The sequence below is a fragment of the Psychrobacter sp. UBA2514 genome (genome assembly GCF_002341255.1).
Lineage (GTDB): Bacteria > Pseudomonadota > Gammaproteobacteria > Pseudomonadales > Moraxellaceae > Psychrobacter > Psychrobacter pacificensis.
In genome coordinates this window covers 7,868-25,258 of sequence record NZ_DDNS01000033.1, presented here as the reverse complement: position 1 = coordinate 25,258, position 17,391 = coordinate 7,868, and the positions used below count along the sequence as shown (strand labels likewise).

Annotated in this window: 16 protein-coding genes; 10 read left to right on the top strand and 6 right to left on the bottom strand. The window is 43.5% G+C overall.

The window, feature by feature from the left end:
* The first annotated feature begins 502 nt into the window (after positions 1–502).
* From B3V51_RS09100 to hrpA, 3 genes are all read left to right on the top strand, one after another.
* On the top strand, positions 503–1,090 hold the full coding sequence (locus tag B3V51_RS09100) for a DUF1543 domain-containing protein (protein ID WP_071001608.1): 588 nt from the start codon (positions 503–505) through the stop codon (positions 1,088–1,090).
* A 1-nt stretch (position 1,091) separates the two neighbouring features.
* The gene (locus tag B3V51_RS09095; protein ID WP_186474445.1) at positions 1,092–1,409 is read left to right on the top strand and encodes a hypothetical protein; all 318 of its coding nucleotides are present in this window, start codon (positions 1,092–1,094) and stop codon (positions 1,407–1,409) included.
* 234 nt (positions 1,410–1,643) lie between these two features.
* The gene (gene hrpA, locus B3V51_RS09090) at positions 1,644–5,858 is read left to right on the top strand and encodes an ATP-dependent RNA helicase HrpA (RefSeq protein WP_286708296.1); all 4,215 of its coding nucleotides are present in this window, start codon (positions 1,644–1,646) and stop codon (positions 5,856–5,858) included.
* Between the two features lie 70 nt (positions 5,859–5,928).
* Here hrpA and B3V51_RS09085 read toward each other — a convergent pair whose 3' ends face one another.
* The 3 genes from B3V51_RS09085 to B3V51_RS09075 all read right to left on the bottom strand — a co-directional run bounded on the left by B3V51_RS09085 (position 5,929) and on the right by B3V51_RS09075 (position 8,021).
* Positions 5,929–6,258, bottom strand: coding sequence for a hypothetical protein (locus B3V51_RS09085; RefSeq protein WP_071001605.1), 330 nt, complete (start codon positions 6,256–6,258; stop codon positions 5,929–5,931).
* A gap of 300 nt (positions 6,259–6,558) precedes the next feature.
* On the bottom strand, positions 6,559–6,930 hold the full coding sequence (locus B3V51_RS09080) for an MliC family protein (RefSeq protein ID WP_083328816.1): 372 nt from the start codon (positions 6,928–6,930) through the stop codon (positions 6,559–6,561).
* 176 nt (positions 6,931–7,106) lie between these two features.
* Positions 7,107–8,021: a DMT family transporter gene (locus B3V51_RS09075; protein WP_093070804.1), complete on the bottom strand. Its 915-nt coding sequence runs from the start codon at positions 8,019–8,021 to the stop codon at positions 7,107–7,109.
* A 287-nt stretch (positions 8,022–8,308) separates the two neighbouring features.
* On the opposite strand from B3V51_RS09075, the gene B3V51_RS09070 reads away from it, so the two are divergent.
* Entirely contained in the window at positions 8,309–8,992 is a 684-nt protein-coding gene (locus B3V51_RS09070) for a DUF421 domain-containing protein (protein WP_071001602.1), read from the top strand.
* Between the two features lie 109 nt (positions 8,993–9,101).
* Here the strand turns inward: B3V51_RS09070 and B3V51_RS12900 are convergent, their stop codons facing one another.
* The 3 genes from B3V51_RS12900 to pnuC form a co-directional block, all read right to left on the bottom strand.
* Positions 9,102–9,392 carry an inner membrane CreD family protein gene (locus tag B3V51_RS12900; protein ID WP_227674283.1) on the bottom strand — a complete coding sequence of 97 codons (291 nt, stop codon included), beginning with the start codon at positions 9,390–9,392 and terminating at the stop codon, positions 9,102–9,104.
* A gap of 152 nt (positions 9,393–9,544) precedes the next feature.
* Positions 9,545–10,123, bottom strand: a complete 579-nt coding sequence (locus B3V51_RS09065) for an AAA family ATPase (RefSeq protein WP_240366416.1) — start codon at positions 10,121–10,123, stop codon at positions 9,545–9,547.
* A complete protein-coding gene (gene pnuC / locus B3V51_RS09060; protein WP_071001600.1) occupies positions 10,095–10,799 on the bottom strand; it encodes a nicotinamide riboside transporter PnuC in 705 nt (234 codons plus the stop codon). The genes B3V51_RS09065 and pnuC overlap by 29 nt, the downstream gene beginning before the upstream one ends.
* A gap of 278 nt (positions 10,800–11,077) precedes the next feature.
* Between pnuC and B3V51_RS09055 the strand changes: the two genes are divergently transcribed.
* From B3V51_RS09055 to dnaX, 6 genes are all read left to right on the top strand, one after another.
* Complete coding sequence (locus B3V51_RS09055) at positions 11,078–12,223, top strand: beta-ketoacyl-ACP synthase III (protein WP_071001599.1); 1,146 nt, start codon at positions 11,078–11,080, stop codon at positions 12,221–12,223.
* 236 nt (positions 12,224–12,459) lie between these two features.
* Positions 12,460–13,551, top strand: coding sequence for a peptide chain release factor 1 (gene prfA / locus B3V51_RS09050; RefSeq protein ID WP_058024705.1), 1,092 nt, complete (start codon positions 12,460–12,462; stop codon positions 13,549–13,551).
* Between the two features lie 104 nt (positions 13,552–13,655).
* Positions 13,656–13,964 (top strand): type II toxin-antitoxin system HigB family toxin, encoded by a 309-nt coding sequence (locus B3V51_RS09045; RefSeq protein WP_071001598.1) that lies wholly within the window; start codon positions 13,656–13,658, stop codon positions 13,962–13,964.
* Positions 13,954–14,304 carry a helix-turn-helix domain-containing protein gene (locus tag B3V51_RS09040; protein ID WP_071001597.1) on the top strand — a complete coding sequence of 117 codons (351 nt, stop codon included), beginning with the start codon at positions 13,954–13,956 and terminating at the stop codon, positions 14,302–14,304. Before B3V51_RS09045 ends, B3V51_RS09040 begins: the two co-directional genes overlap by 11 nt.
* An 83-nt stretch (positions 14,305–14,387) precedes the next feature.
* Complete coding sequence (gene lysS / locus B3V51_RS09035; RefSeq protein WP_093070814.1) at positions 14,388–15,914, top strand: lysine--tRNA ligase; 1,527 nt, start codon at positions 14,388–14,390, stop codon at positions 15,912–15,914.
* A gap of 158 nt (positions 15,915–16,072) precedes the next feature.
* Positions 16,073–17,391: DNA polymerase III subunit gamma/tau (dnaX, locus tag B3V51_RS09030; RefSeq protein ID WP_286708295.1), on the top strand; the 1,319-nt coding region annotated here is incomplete at its 3' end.

Genomic DNA, 17,391 nt, shown 5'->3' with positions numbered 1-17,391 from the left:
GAATGTTCAACACGCCCTAGACATTATGACGACATTCAATAATAAAAATTGCATTACAATCGCTGCTATAGTCAAGTCTAAATAAAAACAATACAGGACAATAAATTCATTTGATTCAACACTATTTTTCTTGCTTGCTGTGACTGCGTCTCCAGAGGCTGCGAAAAATAACGTTGAATCTTATTGTATCGATTTTATAGTAATCTAACTATATTTCAGATATCCATATCAATGTCTTTGCGCTTGACGCTGTGCTTGCCGATATCAAAAAGCGCAATTACGCGCTGATAACCTGTATAGAGACACCGCGAGGTAAACGCTGGCAGACTGAGCATATTAAGATCGCTTATGATCATGAAGCAGCAGCAGAACTGGCGCTCAAAAATGAACGTAGAGATTGGGCATTTGCTTTAAAAACAGGGCGGGTATTGTAATAAGACGCGCTCGATATTATGTTCAATTAAAATTAGCTACAATGAAAAATTTATAAGGACGGCGTTACATGTTAACTTTATATATGGCTCAACTTGGTGGCCGTCCCAAAGGTCGCCTGATTGAACAGCATGACATCTTTTTTGGTGTGGCCAATCACGTCAGCGAGCTGGTAGAGGATATCAATCAGCATTGGCCAGAAGTCAAAAACAAATGGCACATTGATTCGTATCGAGCGATTACTAAAGTTGATGGCTATGCGATCAAACTGGTTAAATCAGGTGAGCAGGTAAGCAAAGATGCTAACTTAAAGCTGTTTTTTATCAATTTGGGCGGCTATCAGCAGGGAAGTTTTGAAGAGTTTCATTATAAGCTTCTGATCGTTGCCCCCAGTCAAGCCGAGGCCATTAAGCAAGCCAAACAAAGCGAGTTTTATAAACAGTTCACTTTTAAAGATAATGCATCGCCGTTCGACGCCGCTTCACATATTGATGATAAGTTTGAGGTCGATATAGATGATATCTATAACGTGAATGATCTGCTCTCAAATGCTCAGCTGTTGATTGAGCCTATCGTTGATGCAGGCGGTGTCGATATCAAAGAAGATAAAGAATATGTGGGTTATCTGAGTATTAAAAATCTAAGGAAATTATCCTAATATGTCACTAGATATGTATTATAAAAGTGGTCTAATCCGCAAAGCGCGCTGTCAGATATCTGATGATATGCTGCCCATCCTTTATCAGATTCACGATAACGCAAAATTTCCACGATTAACGTGGTTAATTAACAATATTTATGAAAACCCGCAGATTCGTCCTGACGTAGCGAAAGAGTTAGCTAACGAGATGTTAGGGTTTGAAAAATTGATACTGTCACTACATCTTCCTTTTCCTAGGCTGGCACTGCAAAAAATGCATACCTTTTTTGTGGGGGCTGCGACTCACCAACAGGTTATTTATACTGTTAGTCATTAGTTTTCTCATTTAGACCATTTCTATGCCTTTAATGGTGTGAAATTTAATATTTATGGTCTAAGTGTGTCTTGATTTAATACTGATTATTAGATAGAGGCATTATCGTCCTCATAGCCATAGAAAAAACTTCAGCTTTGCAACTAAGCATCATACAAGCATCATAACTACCTTGAATCACCCTGCATTTGCCTCCATAATCTAACCACTTATACATAATAAATAGCCTAAGCAAATATGTCTGATACTTTTGAAAATACCAGTCTAAAAACATCTACCGTAGATGAAACTAACAGTGCAAAGCGACCAGCGGAATTACTGAATGATTTACCAGTACTTGCTAAAGATAGCTATTACTTAAGCCGTCTCGAACGAGAGCTGGCGCGCGCTGCGGTGTCCAAAAACAAAAAAGCTAATCATGTTTCTGAGCAAAAAAACAATCACGACGAGGCCCTTACCAAGAAGCGTGCCCAATACGACAAGATAAAAACGCGCTCTCAAAAAGCAGTGCAGGCACGTATTGATAGCATCCCAAGTGACTTACCTGCCAAATTAAATCTTGACCTGCCTGTTAGTCAACGCGCAGAAGATCTGGTACAAGCGATCATTGATAATCAGGTCATTATCGTGGCGGGTGAGACAGGTTCTGGTAAAACAACGCAGCTACCTAAGCTTGCCATGCTGGCAGGGCGCGGTATTACCGGACAGATAGGGCATACGCAACCAAGGCGATTGGCGGCTCGTAGCGTTGCAAACCGTATTGCCGAAGAGCTGGGTGAGCCTTTAGGTAATACGGTTAGTTTTAAGATTCGCTTTAATGAGCAAGGCTCCGCGCAATCGATTGTTAAGCTGATGACCGATGGTATTTTGCTGGCTGAGCTGGGTCACGATCGTTTTTTGAGTAAATACGATACGATTATTATCGATGAGGCGCATGAGCGTAGTTTGAACATCGATTTTATTATGGGTTATCTCAAAAAAATGCTACCCAAGCGCCCAGATTTAAAAGTCATTATCACTTCAGCGACCCTCGATACCACGCGCTTTAGTGAGTACTTTAGTCATTATGATGCCAAGCTAAAACGGCAAGTTCCTGCACCTATCTTTAACGTCGAGGGACGCAGTTTTCCAGTAGAAGTTCGTTATCGTCCGCTGACCGATGAGCCAGTAAACAGCTCAGAAGATGACAGCTATGATGATTTTGAAGAGAACCTGCCGCGTGCGGTGGTTGCTGCTGTCGAGGAATGTTTTAGCGACGCGCAAAATAAAGGCCATCCCGATCAGGCTGATACCTTGATATTTGCCGCGACTGAAGCAGAAATTCGTGAAATGCAAGAAGTGCTTGAGCGCCATGGCCCACGTCATACCGAGGTGCTACCGCTGTTTGCACGGCAGACGTATGAAGAGCAGCAGCGTATCTTTCAGCCATCAGGTCGAGGTCGACGTATTGTCATTGCGACCAACGTTGCTGAGACTGCGTTGACTGTACCGGGTATTCGCTATGTGATTGACTTGGGGTTTGCGCGGATTTCGCGTTACTCGTATCGCTCACGTGTGCAGCGTCTACCGATTGAAGCGATTTCGCAAGCGGCTGCCAACCAACGTAAAGGTCGTTGTGGCCGTGTCGCGCCAGGTGTCTGTATTCGCTTATATTCTGAGGAGGACTTCAACGGTCGTCCTGAATTTACTGAGCCTGAGATTCTACGTACCAATTTGGCATCTGTGATATTGCAGATGGCCAATCTGCGTCTGGGCAGTGTCGATGACTTTGATTTTATCGAGCCACCTGATAGTAGGTTAGTCACAGATGGTCACAAGTTGCTTGATGAGCTAGGAGCCATTACGTCCAAAAAGGACAGTACTCAAGATAAACGAAACCCATCAAAACGGCAAAAGGGGCTTGATCACCTGCGCTTGACCGCAACAGGTCAGAAAATGGCACGTATGCCAATCGATCCAAGGCTGGCACGTATGCTGGTGGCTGGTTCTGACTTTGATTGTATACGTGAGATGCTTATCGTGGTGGCGGCGCTCGCTGTGCAAGATCCTCGTGAGCGCCCTGCCAACAAGCGTACGCAAGCGGATCAAAAGCATGCGGTCTTCCGTCAAGATGATTCAGATTTCTTGTTTTATTTGAGTCTATGGAAGGCACTGTTTGAAAAAGACGAAGACGGCAATAAACTGTCTGGTAATCAGCGTAAGCAGTTTGCGAAAAAGAACTATCTGAGCTTCCCGCGTGTTCGTGAATGGCATCAAACGCATCGTCAATTGCTACAAATGGTGACAGATCTTAAGCTGATAGATACCAGTGATGCACAAGCGTCTGATAAAAATGTCGCTAAGAATGACCCGACTGCAATCGAAGACGAAGCGTTAAAAGCGGTCAAATATGCTAATTTGCATAGAGCGTTATTGACGGGTCTGCTGTCTATTATTGCGCATAAGACTGAAAGCCGCGGTGAGTATTTGGCAGCGCGTCAGCAAAAAGCCAAAATATTCCCAGCGAGTACGGTATTTAAACAAATACCGCCTTGGGTGATGGCGTTTGAGATGGTTGAAACCTCGCAAGTATTTATGCGTACCGTTGCCAAAATTGAACCCGAGTGGATCATCTCAGCGGCAGGAAACTTGCTCAAGTATCATTATTTTGAACCGCATTGGTCCAAAAAAACAGGACGGGTCAAAGCATACGCGCAGATTAGTCTATTTGGCTTGATCATCATTAGCAAGCAGCTGACCAATTATGAGCAAGTAAACTTGGTCGAGTCGCGAGAGATTTTCATTCGTGATGGGTTAGTGACTGGTAACTTCGGTCGTAATGCGCCATTTTTACAGCACAATATGGACAAGATTGCCCATGTTGAGCGCATCGAAGATAAGCTACGTCGCCGTGATCTATTGGTTGATGAAGAAACGCTATATCAGTTCTATGACAAAAAGATTCCTGAACACGTCGCCAGCCGCAAAACGTTTGAAGACTGGCGCGCAGAGGTAGAAAAAAACGATGCTAAGTATCTGTTTTTTACCGATGAGGATGTACTCACTAGTCAAGCACCGACCACGGGCGATTTCCCAGAAGTATGGAAGCTGGGCGATTTAAAGCTGCCACTGCGTTATGTCTTTGATCCAGCAAGTGATGATGATGGCGTGACCATACGCGTACCGCTTGCTGCATTACCACAGCTCGACGCCATTGAGCTACTATGGGGTGTGCCTGGTTGGCGCTACGAGCTGGTATTGCAGTTGCTCAAATCATTGCCAAAAGATATCCGTCGTCAGATCGTCCCGATACCTGATACCGCAGATAATTTGTTTGATGAGCTGCAGCAGCAAGGTGGACAAGGGCTGTTAAAACAGCTGTGCCAAGCGCTCAATCGCCGCGGTATTATGTCGGTGACGCCAGAGAGCTTTAGCCCTTCCACGATTGATCGTTATCTGCAGCCACAAATCTGTGTGGTCGATGACAAAAACCGCATTATCGAAAAAGGTCGTGATCTACAAACGCTACAGATTCGTCATGCCTCTGAGACCAGTCAAGCGGTGAATGAGCAACAAGGCGCGCATACTGAATTCCCTGAGCATTTTACCTTTAGCAAAAATCATCATAGTGCAGGCGTGGTTATGAAGCAGTTTGCGGCGCTCGTGGCTGATGAAGCAGGCGAAGCGGTATCGATCCATCAGTACACCGATGTCAATGCCGCACTACAAGCGCATCGTATCGGCGTATTGACCTTGATCAAAGGGAAGCTTGGCGCAAAGAAAAAACAGCTCACCAGTCAAGTGGATAAAATATTCAAACTGGCATTTGCACCGCTTGGTGATATGGAAAAGCTAAAAACAATCGTCATTGATGCTACATTGGATGCTACGCTTGAAGAGCATTATGTGTTATTTGATCATACCGAGAGCCTGCCTGAGAGCGCTGACGATATCGCAGTTGGATTGAGCGAGGAGTTACCGTTTACGCCTGAAGAGTATGCACAGACGCTAGAAGTTGTGTTAAATAACTTCTTATTGACCGGTCAAAGCGTCATAAAAACGCTGAAAAATGTTTATACGCGCTGGCAGCGTATTCGCCAGAGTCTGTTGATGTTAGACCGCGAGATATTTGGGGAATCTATCGATGATATCGAAGATCAATTAGAAGATTTGTATTTGGCTGATTTTGTTTACCGCATGGATTATAGCCATTGGCAGCAGTATCCACGTTATCTTGAGGCACTAGAGATTCGCTTAGAGCGTCTTGAGCATAATTTGGATGCCGACCTTGATGGTGTCTACGCGCTTGACTTGCATATGGAGCGGCTAGCAGGGCGTGCGGACAAAGAAGCTATTAGCGAATATCGCTGGATGGTGGAGGAGTATCGTATCCAGCTATTTGCTCAGCCGATGAAAACTCGTGTGGCAGTTTCGCCCAAGCGTCTTAGTAAAATGTGGGATAAGGTGGGCTAGAACTAAAAGTTTCTTTGAATGTTAAGGCCGGATCAGCAATTGCTACTCCGGCCTTTTATTTAAGTAGGTTTTAATGACTCATCTTTTCTGTGAGCACGCCCATACTATAAAGCATGAACGCAATCACTGTCAGTGCTACGATAAATGGTGTCAGTATCCAAATCACCACGTTAATCAGAATTGACGGCAGCAATCCATTAAATAGTTCGAGATCTGGGGTAAAAAAATCTGTCATCACATCCACTGCACGCTTGGCAATGGGGAAGAGTAGAGTGCTGAGGGCCAGCATATAGATATATTTGCCAAAGCCTGGGTCACTCATAACGACCATAAAGTAAAATACTAAAAAATAAGTAATGGCTAGCGCCCAGCATTTGAGAGTGTAGCTTAAACGAATCATATCATTTCCTCCCCAAGCTTTTCGATAAATGTGCATAAAAAACTACGCTATATCCAATATTTTGAATATATTATATGTTATATATCGAATATATAAGAGAAGTCAATCATTTTTTATCAAAAAGCACCATAAAGCCACGTCTTTTTAGGGCGTGGATGTCAGGTATCAGTCATTATCTCCCAACATTGGGATTGTCTTGATTGCGGTTGGTACAATAAAAAAGAGCCAGTAGCTTCACTACTGACTCTCATCATTCATAAGTGTAAAAACACTAGTCAATACATTATTTATAGTCAATAACTATAGTTGGCAGTTTACTTGATACTGTTGACCATTGTCTGAGGCGATGGTCATAATGCCAAAGTCTGCTTTGGTATGCCAGTCATAGGTGGTCTTTGGGTTTACATTGTTTACATAACGTACGCCAGAGCCTGATACTGCTTGCTCTAGCGTGATTTTTGCGTCTTGTAGACCTACCTTTGGCAAGGTGACGTTTAGGTTGGCCGCTTGACCATCCGCTGCATAGGCGGCAGTAATCATGCCGTTGTCTTCACAGGTAAATGACTGAACGACTGGTTTGGCAGCAGTGGTTGGGGCGGTGGTGGTCGGAGCGTTGGTTGCACAAGCGGCTAACAAAACGGTAAAAGGAGCAACAGCAAGTAATTTTTTCATAAACGATATTCCTCAAGTTGGTAAGTGAATGTGCGTTGTTATACTGAGCAATATGATACATGTTCGAATGTAATTTCGTGTTATGGTTAGAGTCTACTAAGGTAATTATTTCTGTCTTTTTCGTGATTTGCTAAGTCCTGGTCGTTTAAGTGATTGAGCGATATTTGGTTTTTTGTTTACACTGTTTTTTTGTTTAACATAAATACCAGTACCGCCCCTAAGATGACTATACTGGCGATCAGAAAGTTGAGCGTCAGCTGCTCAGATAAAAATATCACGCCTAGTACAGTCGCAATCACAGGCACACACAGCTGAACGATCGCCGCTTGTGTGGTTTTTAACAATGGCATCGCCGTATACCAAATACTGTAACCCAGCCCTGATGCGATCGCTCCTGACGCACAGGCGAGCAATATCCCTTCGCTGGTAATACTTTCTAAGCTGATGTTTTTTAAACCTATTTCATCCAGATACATTAGGCCCACCAGTAGTAATATCGGAACGGCCACCAAACTCCGCACAAAGTTAAACCCTGTCGCTCGTAGCGGTGAGATGCATGATTTGCCGCGTATGCTGTATACTCCCCAAGCCGCACCGCTCAGTGCCATCAATGCTGCAGCGTTGGGTGATGGAACGGCCGCCGATGGCAACATCAAATACACAAATCCTGCGACTGCGACGATAAATGCCAGCCACTGTACAGCACTAAGCTGCTCTTTTTTGTAGATACCCCAGCCAATCATCGTAATCTGAACGGCCGAAGACAAAATTAAAGCACCTGTACCAGTATTAAGCTCTACATAGGCAATCGAAAAACATAACGCGTAAATGACCAAGCTGACACTACTAAGCCAACTGCCTTTGTCATTTAAGATAGCATCAACAGAAGGCTTGTCAGAGGCGAGTACTTGACGCTGTAGTTTGTAGGCGTGAATCGTCATAATAAACACTAAGCAAACAGTCGCACTGAGCAGACGAATGACCGTAAAACTCCAAGCATCTATATAACCTTCTGCCAACGCCATCCGGCAAAACAGGGAGTTTGCAGCAAATGCGATCAAGGCAATAGTAGTATAAACAATGGCTTTCAAAAATAATTCCTACAATGAATAAGGGAGCATAAAACAGGCTTGCATAGCGTTTCAATGGTGAATTTAGAATATAACGATAACGTATTTTTGAGCAAAAACAATTGCCGTCTCACAAGACAGTATATTTTGTCGTACTTGTGACAAAAAGTCTTTCTTAAATACGAATAACGATAGTTGTATTGACGATAAGGTCTGAAAATAGGGATGATGTGCTTCGCATCAAACGAACTATTAGAACATCATTCATTAAACACAATACATCAGATAAATAAATTGGAAATGAGAATATGGATTGGGCAAGTATTTTTATTCATGACACAACTTGGTCGTTTGCCGTTGAAATCTTAATACGTGTCACCGTCATGTTTGTATTAATTATCACGTTCTTGCGCTTCACTGGCAAGCGCGGCATTCGTCAGCTTTCTATCTTTGAGCTGACCATCATCCTATCACTTGGCTCTATCGCGGGTGACCCTATGTTTACTGAGGATTTGCCGATTATTCAAGCCGTACTAATCATGGGTTCAGTCATTGTTCTTTACCGAATCTGTACGTGGGTTATGATGAAATGGCAGCCTTTTGAAGACTTATTGGAAGGCAAGTCACTTTATATCGTAGAAGATAGCATGCTGGTGCTCGATAAAATTAAGAAAGGCAAAATGTCTCACGATGAGTTTTTTGCTGAAATGCGTCAACAGGGCGTTGAGCATTTGGGTCAAGTGCGCATCGGTTTGCTTGAGACGGACGGCAACTTTAGTATTTTATTGCATTCCTCTGAAAATACAGTTTACGGCATGCCGCTGTTTCCCAAGCAATATCAAGCTGTTGAGCAAGTAGAGATAGGGGCTCATTACGCCTGCATGTATTGTGGTTATGTCGAGCAAATATTAGAAGCTGATAAATGCTGCCCGCGCTGTGAGGATGATTGCAATAATTGGGCTAAAGCGTTAAACAATCAGATAGTCAAGTAGCGTAACGACTAGGCTAATATAACGATAATGCTGCCTTATCAACTAAGCTAAGGCAGCATTAATTCAAACTATTATCAGTTTATGTGACTTTATTTATACAGCGCTTGGCTTATGTGACTTTGTACCAGTCAAGTTTGCGAGTCATCACCATGACACAGGCAAGTACCATAAAGCAGAATATCGCGCCCAGTAATAGATTGAGATCTTCTGTAATTAAAATGCCGAAAAAGGCAACATATAGTCCAGCAAGTGTTGCGGTAAAGAGTAAAGCCCGTTTCAAACCGCCAAATACATAGTAGCTATACCAACCAATAAGTCCCACGCACGCGCTAGCGGCTATAGTATATACTTGCCAAAAGACAATTTGCTCAGCAAGTGGTAGCAATAGGACATAAAAAATAATTTGGTTAATAGTGTTTTTGCATGTTGGCGCCTCCTAAATGTCTTGAATCCACAGCTGCTGATACAGTTGGCTGCGGCGTTAATAGACATCATAGAGAGGAGGTAGCGAGAAAATATGCAAGGAAGATGAATAGTATGTGGAAAACCATTCTAGGGATTACCGAGATGAGCGAGCTGCGCGATTACTTGCCGGACACGTTCTTTTCTATCGCCACTAATACGCACAAAAGGTTTTTGATGCTTGCTTAATTGACTGGCAAAATAGGCGCTTATCTCATCACGTTGGTACGGACTGTCTCGCAGGTCATCAGCCACCCAAGGTATATCAACCTTAGTCAATAGTATCAAATCATAATGATGTGCCAATGCTGCTTGCTCAAGAGCGGTGGGGCAGTTACCATAATACCAATGAGAGTAGACCATTAGCTCAAACAGACTGGTATCACAAAACAAATAGCGGTTTTCATTAGACGTTTGGGTGACTTGTTTAGCCAGTTTGTTCTCTAACGCAATCTGACCTTGTGCGATAGGTAGCAGGTCATCCCATGTACAAGTAAGCTGCTCATCATCCCACTTCGCTTGCAAGTAAGTACGCATATATTCTGACACCCACAGACTATCGAAATGCGCTGCCAAATCACGGCACAGGGTTGTTTTCCCCGTACTTTCTGCGCCCAAAACTGCGACAGTAATGACAGATTCAGGCGTATGCTGTTCGAGGTTGTACACGGTAGCGTCGTTGCCATTCATAATAGGCCCAGATTGCAATGAGAGTGAAGACTACATATTGTAGCGCGGTAAAAGTAAAGCCTTTATAAAAGTATAGTGGTACTGATATCGCATTAGCAATGATCCATAGTATCCAATGCTCAATTTTGCGCCGTGCCATAAGCCACATGGCCATCAAAAACAGAGCCGTGGTGAGCATGTCAGTATAGTCCACCCAAGTGAATAAATGTACACCAAGAACGGCACCATCAAAACTAAAGCCGTTATTAATCACCGGACGGAAATAGTATATCAGCGCCACAAAAGACATGGTTGCTATTGCCAAAGCAGACAAGATAGGTACATCGCCTGCATGCAAATGCTCAATACGGACGTTGTTTGACTCATGTGTCTCTATAGGCTGATTCTTTTTGTTCTTTGACCAGTTAATCCAACCATATAAACTCATCACCGTATAGTAAGCATTGATGAACATATCGCCAAACAGCTGCCATTTCCATAGTAAATATACAAATATCGCAGTGCTGATTAAGCCAATTGGAAAGACTAAGATATTGGTTCTGCTGGCAAGCAAGACACTTGCCACACCAAAAACCACGGCAATCAACTCTAAGACGATAAATGTCGTGGAGTAATCCGCATATTGACCAAATAACCAAGTAAGAAGTTCTGCCATTAGTATTCCTAAAGATGAGCGTGTATCGATGTGTTTGGGTGGTTATACAGAGCAAAATGGCGCTAATTATAACGTAGCTATCAAAGAATGACGTGAGTCTTTGCTTATTTATCGCCAGAAACAGATTATTTGTAACAAAGCATTAGAAAAAATTTAATATTCAGGCATAATAAACACACTGATTTTAAGTTTACAGTTATTCACTGAATTTGAATGGCTATTATTTTCCACTTTTATGCTTATTCCAAGCACCACAGTAGTAGACAAGGAAGCGTATCATGACGACTTGTATCACAGGCACTGGTCTTTATATTCCACCTTACAGTATTAGTAACGAAGAGCTAGTTGAGTCATTTAACCAGTATGTTGAAAACTATAATACCGAACATGCTGAAGAGATAGCTGCAGAGACAATGACGGCACTTGAGCCTTCTTCAGCTGCTTTCATCGAAAAAGTATCTGGTATCAAATCACGTTATGTGATGGAAAAAGACGGTATTTTAGACCCTGAAATCATGGCACCAGTCATTGCCTATCGTAACTTAGGTGAAGAGCTGTCTGTGATGGCAGAAATGGGCGCGGCTGCGTTAAAAGACGCATTGGCTGATGCTGGACTTGAGGCCAACGATCTAGATGGTATTATCCTTGCTTGCTCAAACTTCCAGCGCACTTATCCTGCGGTTGCTATTGAAATCCAAAATGCCATTGGTATGGTTGGCGGCTTCGCTTATGATATGAACGTTGCGTGTAGTGCGGCAACGTTTGGCCTATCACAAGCGCATGGTTCTATCATCTCTGGTCTTGCCAAACGTGTGGCTGTGGTCAATGTCGAGATTACCTCGGCGCATCTAAACTGGCGCAATCGTGACAGCCACTTTATTTTTGGTGATGTAGCAACGGCGACTATTGTTGAAGAATTAGACACGCCAAAGGGTTATGAGATTCTAAACGCTAAGCTATTTACTCAGTTTTCGACCAACATCAAAAACGAATATGGCTTTATGGATCGCTCAGAGTATCTAGCCGCGCAAACGGAGATGTATCCAGACATCAAAGCGCCGGTCACTGATAAACTGTTTTTGCAAAATGGTCGCAAAGTATTCCGTGAAGTTTGTCCAAAGGTGTCTGAAGTTATCACTGAGCATCTGCAAGAAAATGATATACCGACCTCTGATGTTAAGATGATGTGGCTACATCAAGCTAATGCCAACATGATAGATTTGATTTTACGCACTGTCATCGGTAAAGATGCTGACAAATCAATCGCACCAAGCGTGATTGCTGAATTTGCCAATACCAGCTCAGCGAGCCCAATGATTGTATTCCATCGCTATAAGGATGAGCTAGCGTCAGGTGATCTAGGTGTTATTTGCTCATTTGGTGCCGGTTATTCTATTGGCTCAGTATTGGTTCGTAAAGTCTAACGTTTTAATACGATGTTTTTGATAGATAAAAATAGCTAAGAGTCTTCTTAGCTATTTTTTTGTCTACTAATGGTATCAGAACCAAGTATCTTTATTTAAGAATAAGTAGAGATATTTGAGAGTATAGTGACAAGATTGCTGCGAATATTGAGAAGAATGCTTAGAGGTTTTAATTTACCCCAAAAAATTTGCTATAATCACGAGCTTATTCCTCTTATCCAATTAAAAGTCCTTTTATGAAAGAATCCTTACGCCTGCGTTTAGACCAGATGGTAGACCGTTATGAAGAGGTCACCGCCTTGTTATCAGATCCTAGTGTCATCAGTGATAATAATAAATTTCGCGAATTGTCTGTCGAGCACAGCGACTTGATGGACATCACGACCTTATGGCAGAACTATCTGAATGCAGAAACGGATCAAGCCGATGCAGAAGCGATGCTAGCTGACGCGACAGATCCTGACATGAAAGAGATGATGCTCGATGAGATTGAAACGGCACGTGATACCATTGTAGAGATGGAAGAAGCGCTTAATGTCATGATGCTACCAAAAGATCCTAACGATAAGGTGCCAGCATTCTTGGAGATTCGTGCTGGGACGGGCGGTGATGAAGCAGCGATTTTCTCTGGTGATTTGTTCCGCATGTATCAAAAATACGCGCAAACCCAGGGCTGGACTGTTGAAGTTCTATCCGCGAACGAAGGTGAACACGGCGGTTATAAAGAAATCATTACTCGCGTATCGGGTAATAGCGTCTATGGACGTTTAAAGTTTGAGTCTGGCGCTCACCGTGTACAGCGTGTCCCTGAGACCGAAAGTCAAGGTCGCGTGCATACGTCAGCTTGTACGGTTGCAGTCATGCCAGAAGTTGAAATCGATGATACCGTTGATATCAATCCTGCGGATATTAAGATGGACACCTTTCGCTCAAGTGGCGCGGGTGGTCAGCACGTTAACACCACTGACTCAGCCGTACGTTTGACGCATATTCCCACGGGTACTGTGGTAGAGTGTCAACAAGAGCGTAGCCAGCACAAAAACCGTGCACATGCGATGAAAATGCTGGTCTCTAAAATCCAGCAAGCCAAAGTACAAGCGCAGGTCGATGTAGCGGACTCTATACGCCGTGACTTGGTCGGTAGTGGCGACCGCTCAGAGCGTATTCGCACCTATAATTTCCCGCAAGGGCGCATGACCGATCATCGTATCAACCTTACCTTATACAAGCTTGACTCCATCATGGAAGGTGACTTGGATGAGATTCTTGATGCACTGTTACGTGAGCATCAGGCTGACTTGATGGCCAGCATCGGCGGCGAAATGTAAGCCATAGCGGTGAACTATGCGAGTGAGGTTAAGAAGGGGTATAGCGATTAGCGTTGCCATATTCCCAAATTGGGAATATAATTGGATACTATACACTAAGTCATATGAGAGTTATTGCCAAAAGCAGTTTACGTAAATTCTGGGAACAGCCTAACAATGGTGATGCAAAAGGTCAGCTAGAAGCTTGGCATGATTTTGCACTAAAAGCCAGTTGGCAATCGCCGCAAGATATCAAAAACGATTTTAAGAATGCGAGTATTTGCGCTAATAATAGAGTCGTTTTTAATATTGCAGGCAATAAATACCGATTGGTGGTTGAGATGCAGTATCAGGCTGGTATTGCTTGGGTCAAGTTCATCGGTACTCATAGTGAATACGATAAAATTGATGTGGAGGTTGTCAATGAATATTAAACCAATTCGTAATGATCAAGATCTAGCACATGCATTTGCTCAGCTACAAGCTGTGTTTCAAGCTGATGAGGGTACACCTGAGGCTGACGAGCGTGAAGTGCTAGTAACCTTAATTGAAGCTTACGAAAACAAATATTATCCTATCGAACATGCCGAAGCTGTCGATGCTATTATTTTTCAGATGGAAAATCTAAATTTAAGTAGAAAGGATTTGACACCTTATTTGGGATCGGCAAGTAAAGTATCTGAAGTATTAAATCGTAAACGCCGATTGAGTTTGCCAATGATAAGAAAACTACATGAAGGGCTGCACATTCCTTATGAAAGTCTTATTCACTAGGTCTCCTCTATTTGAGATACTATTGTTTTGAGTATCAAATATTAACTAAAGATAGTTTACGGCTATCGTATTATGAGAGTTTTATGTCAACAAATAACCAAGACCAAACCCAAGCGCCAGAAGACACCAATGAACTGATCGCGCAACTTCAAGCCAAGCTAGATGATATCACTGCCTCAGATAAACAGCCGTACCCAAACACCTTTAAACGCACCCATTATGCAAAAGATTTGCAAACGGCTTTTGATGGTGTGTCAAAACAAGAAATTGAAGAAAAAGCGGCGAATGGTGACAAAACACAGGTCAATGTGGCGGGCCGTGTCATGTTAAACCGTGGCTCATTCATCGTTATCCAAGACATGACAGGTCGCATCCAATTATATGTGGCACGTAAAGAGCTTGATGAGGAAACGCGTGCAAGCATCAAATCTTTGGATTTAGGTGATATTGTTGGTGTGTCAGGCTATATTGGTCGCTCAGGTAAAGGCGATTTATATGTGCATATTGAAGAGATTACGCTGTTGACTAAGACCCTACGTCCGATGCCAAATAAGTTCCATGGCCTAGCAGATGTAGAAGCGCGCTATCGCAACCGTCATCTTGATTTGATGACCAATGAGACGACTCGCGATACCTTTATGGTTCGCAGTCAGATCGTCAGCGGCATTCGTCAGTTTATGCTGAATGAGCGTTTTATGGAAGTTGAAACGCCAATGATGCATCCCATTCCAGGTGGCGCGGTGGCTCGTCCATTTGAGACACATCATAATGCTTTGGATATGCCATTATACTTGCGTATCGCGCCTGAGCTTTATCTCAAGCGTTTAGTCGTTGGTGGGTTTGAGCGAGTATTTGAGATTAACCGTAGCTTCCGTAACGAAGGGGTCTCAACCCGACACAACCCTGAATTTACCATGATTGAGTTTTATCAAGCCTATGCTGATTATCATGATTTGATGGACTTGACTGAGCGCATGTTTAATCAGCTAGCGATAGATGTCTTGGGTACGACAGAGATTACCTATCAAGAAGAAGCCATCAGCCTAAAAGCGCCATTTGCTCGTCTATCCATGTCTGACGCCATTGCAAAATATGCCAAAGACTTTGATATGTCACGTATCGACGATCGTGACTATCTGGCACAATACGCCTCAGTGACCCTTAAACAGCAGGTCAAAGAGGTGTTCGGTGTGGGCAAGCTCAAAACCATCATCTTTGAAGAAACGGCTGAGCATCAATTACGTCAACCAACGTTTATTACTGAATATCCAGCTGAAACGTCACCATTGGCACGCCGTAATGATGACAATCCTGAGATTACCGATCGTTTTGAGTTGTTTATTGGTGGTCGCGAGTTGGCGAATGGTTTTAGCGAGCTTAATGATCCAGCGGATCAAGCTGAGCGCTTCCGTGGTCAGGTTGCCGAAAAAGATGCAGGCGATGATGAAGCCATGCACTTTGATGAAGAATATATCGAAGCATTGTCTTACGGTCTGCCGCCAACCGCTGGTGAAGGTATTGGTATCGACCGCCTTGTGATGCTATTTACTGACTCTGCCAGTATCCGTGATGTGATTTTATTCCCACACATGCGCCGCAAACACGATTAATGATGAATGAGTCGTTAACCAAAGCCGCTTATTAAGCGCGGCTGAGTCATAATCAAATCAGCAAGAAGCCAGACGAATGCGCTGGCTTTTTGCTATAATGAATACCGAAAAATCGTATTAAAAATAAGAATATTAATTACTTGGCACAATGGATAGCTATGTCGCAGCAATATCAAGTTTTAGCTCGCAAATATCGACCCAAAAACTTTCATGAGTTGATTGGGCAGACGCATGTCTCGCAAGCGCTGATTAATGCAATTGATTATAATCGCTTGCATCATGCGTATCTGTTTACTGGTACCCGAGGTGTGGGTAAGACGACGATTGCGCGTATTTTATCTAAATGCTTGAACTGTGATACGGGTATTACTAGCACGCCGTGCGGTGTTTGTGATAATTGTGTGGCGATTGATCAGGGACGTTTTATTGATCTTATTGAGATTGATGCCGCCTCTCGTACCAAGGTCGAGGACACGCGTGAGCTGCTTGACAATGTGCCTTATGCGCCAAGCCAAGGGCGATATAAGGTGTACCTCATTGATGAGGTGCATATGCTGTCGACCCACAGCTTCAATGCACTCCTCAAAACGTTAGAAGAGCCACCTGAGCATGTAAAGTTTTTGCTAGCGACCACTGATCCACAAAAATTACCGATTACGATTATTTCGCGCTGCTTGCAGTTCGTATTGCGTCCATTACCACAAACATTACTTAGCGAGCATCTAGCAAATATTTTAACCCAAGAGCAGGTTGGGTATACTCAGCCTGCCATTTGGCAACTGGCAAGTGCGGCTAAAGGCTCTGTGCGTGATGCATTGTCACTGACAGACCAGGCCATTGCATTTGGTCAAGGGTCACTTGATGATGCCACTGTCAATGCAATGCTTGGTCTTATTGACTCTGCCGACTTGGTACGATTGATCACAGATATTTATAACCATGACAAAACCGCTGTTGCCGCGCATATTGAGCAAATGCGCGCGCAAATGGTTGATGCAACGAGTATGTTTGATGGGCTTGCTGAGCTACTCCATCAATTGGCATTGACCCAACTGTTGCCTGAGGTCGCTCTCAATGTCAATGAGGCGCAAGCCAAAAACATCTATACACTTGCCCAACATATTAGCCCTGATGTGCTACAGCTATACTATGAAATTGTTGTACAAGCACGTGAAGGCGTCAAGCTTGCTAGTACGCCGATGCAAGCGCTTGAGATGTGCATTTTGCGACTGCTGGCGTTTCGCCCTTTGCCTGTCGATGAAGTGTTGACTGATAACTATGGCAATAATATGGCCTCTATCGCAGCAGCAGAGTCGGTTCCAAATGCTATGACGCATGAAGCCTCAGCCCCATTAGAGGCTTACGATGTTGACTACCATCCACAGCCTCTAGATGAGCCTCAAAGCACTATTGATGATAATGATGTGACACTGTCAGCGGCTACTGGCCCTGAGCCAATTGTTGAGCCTGAACCAAT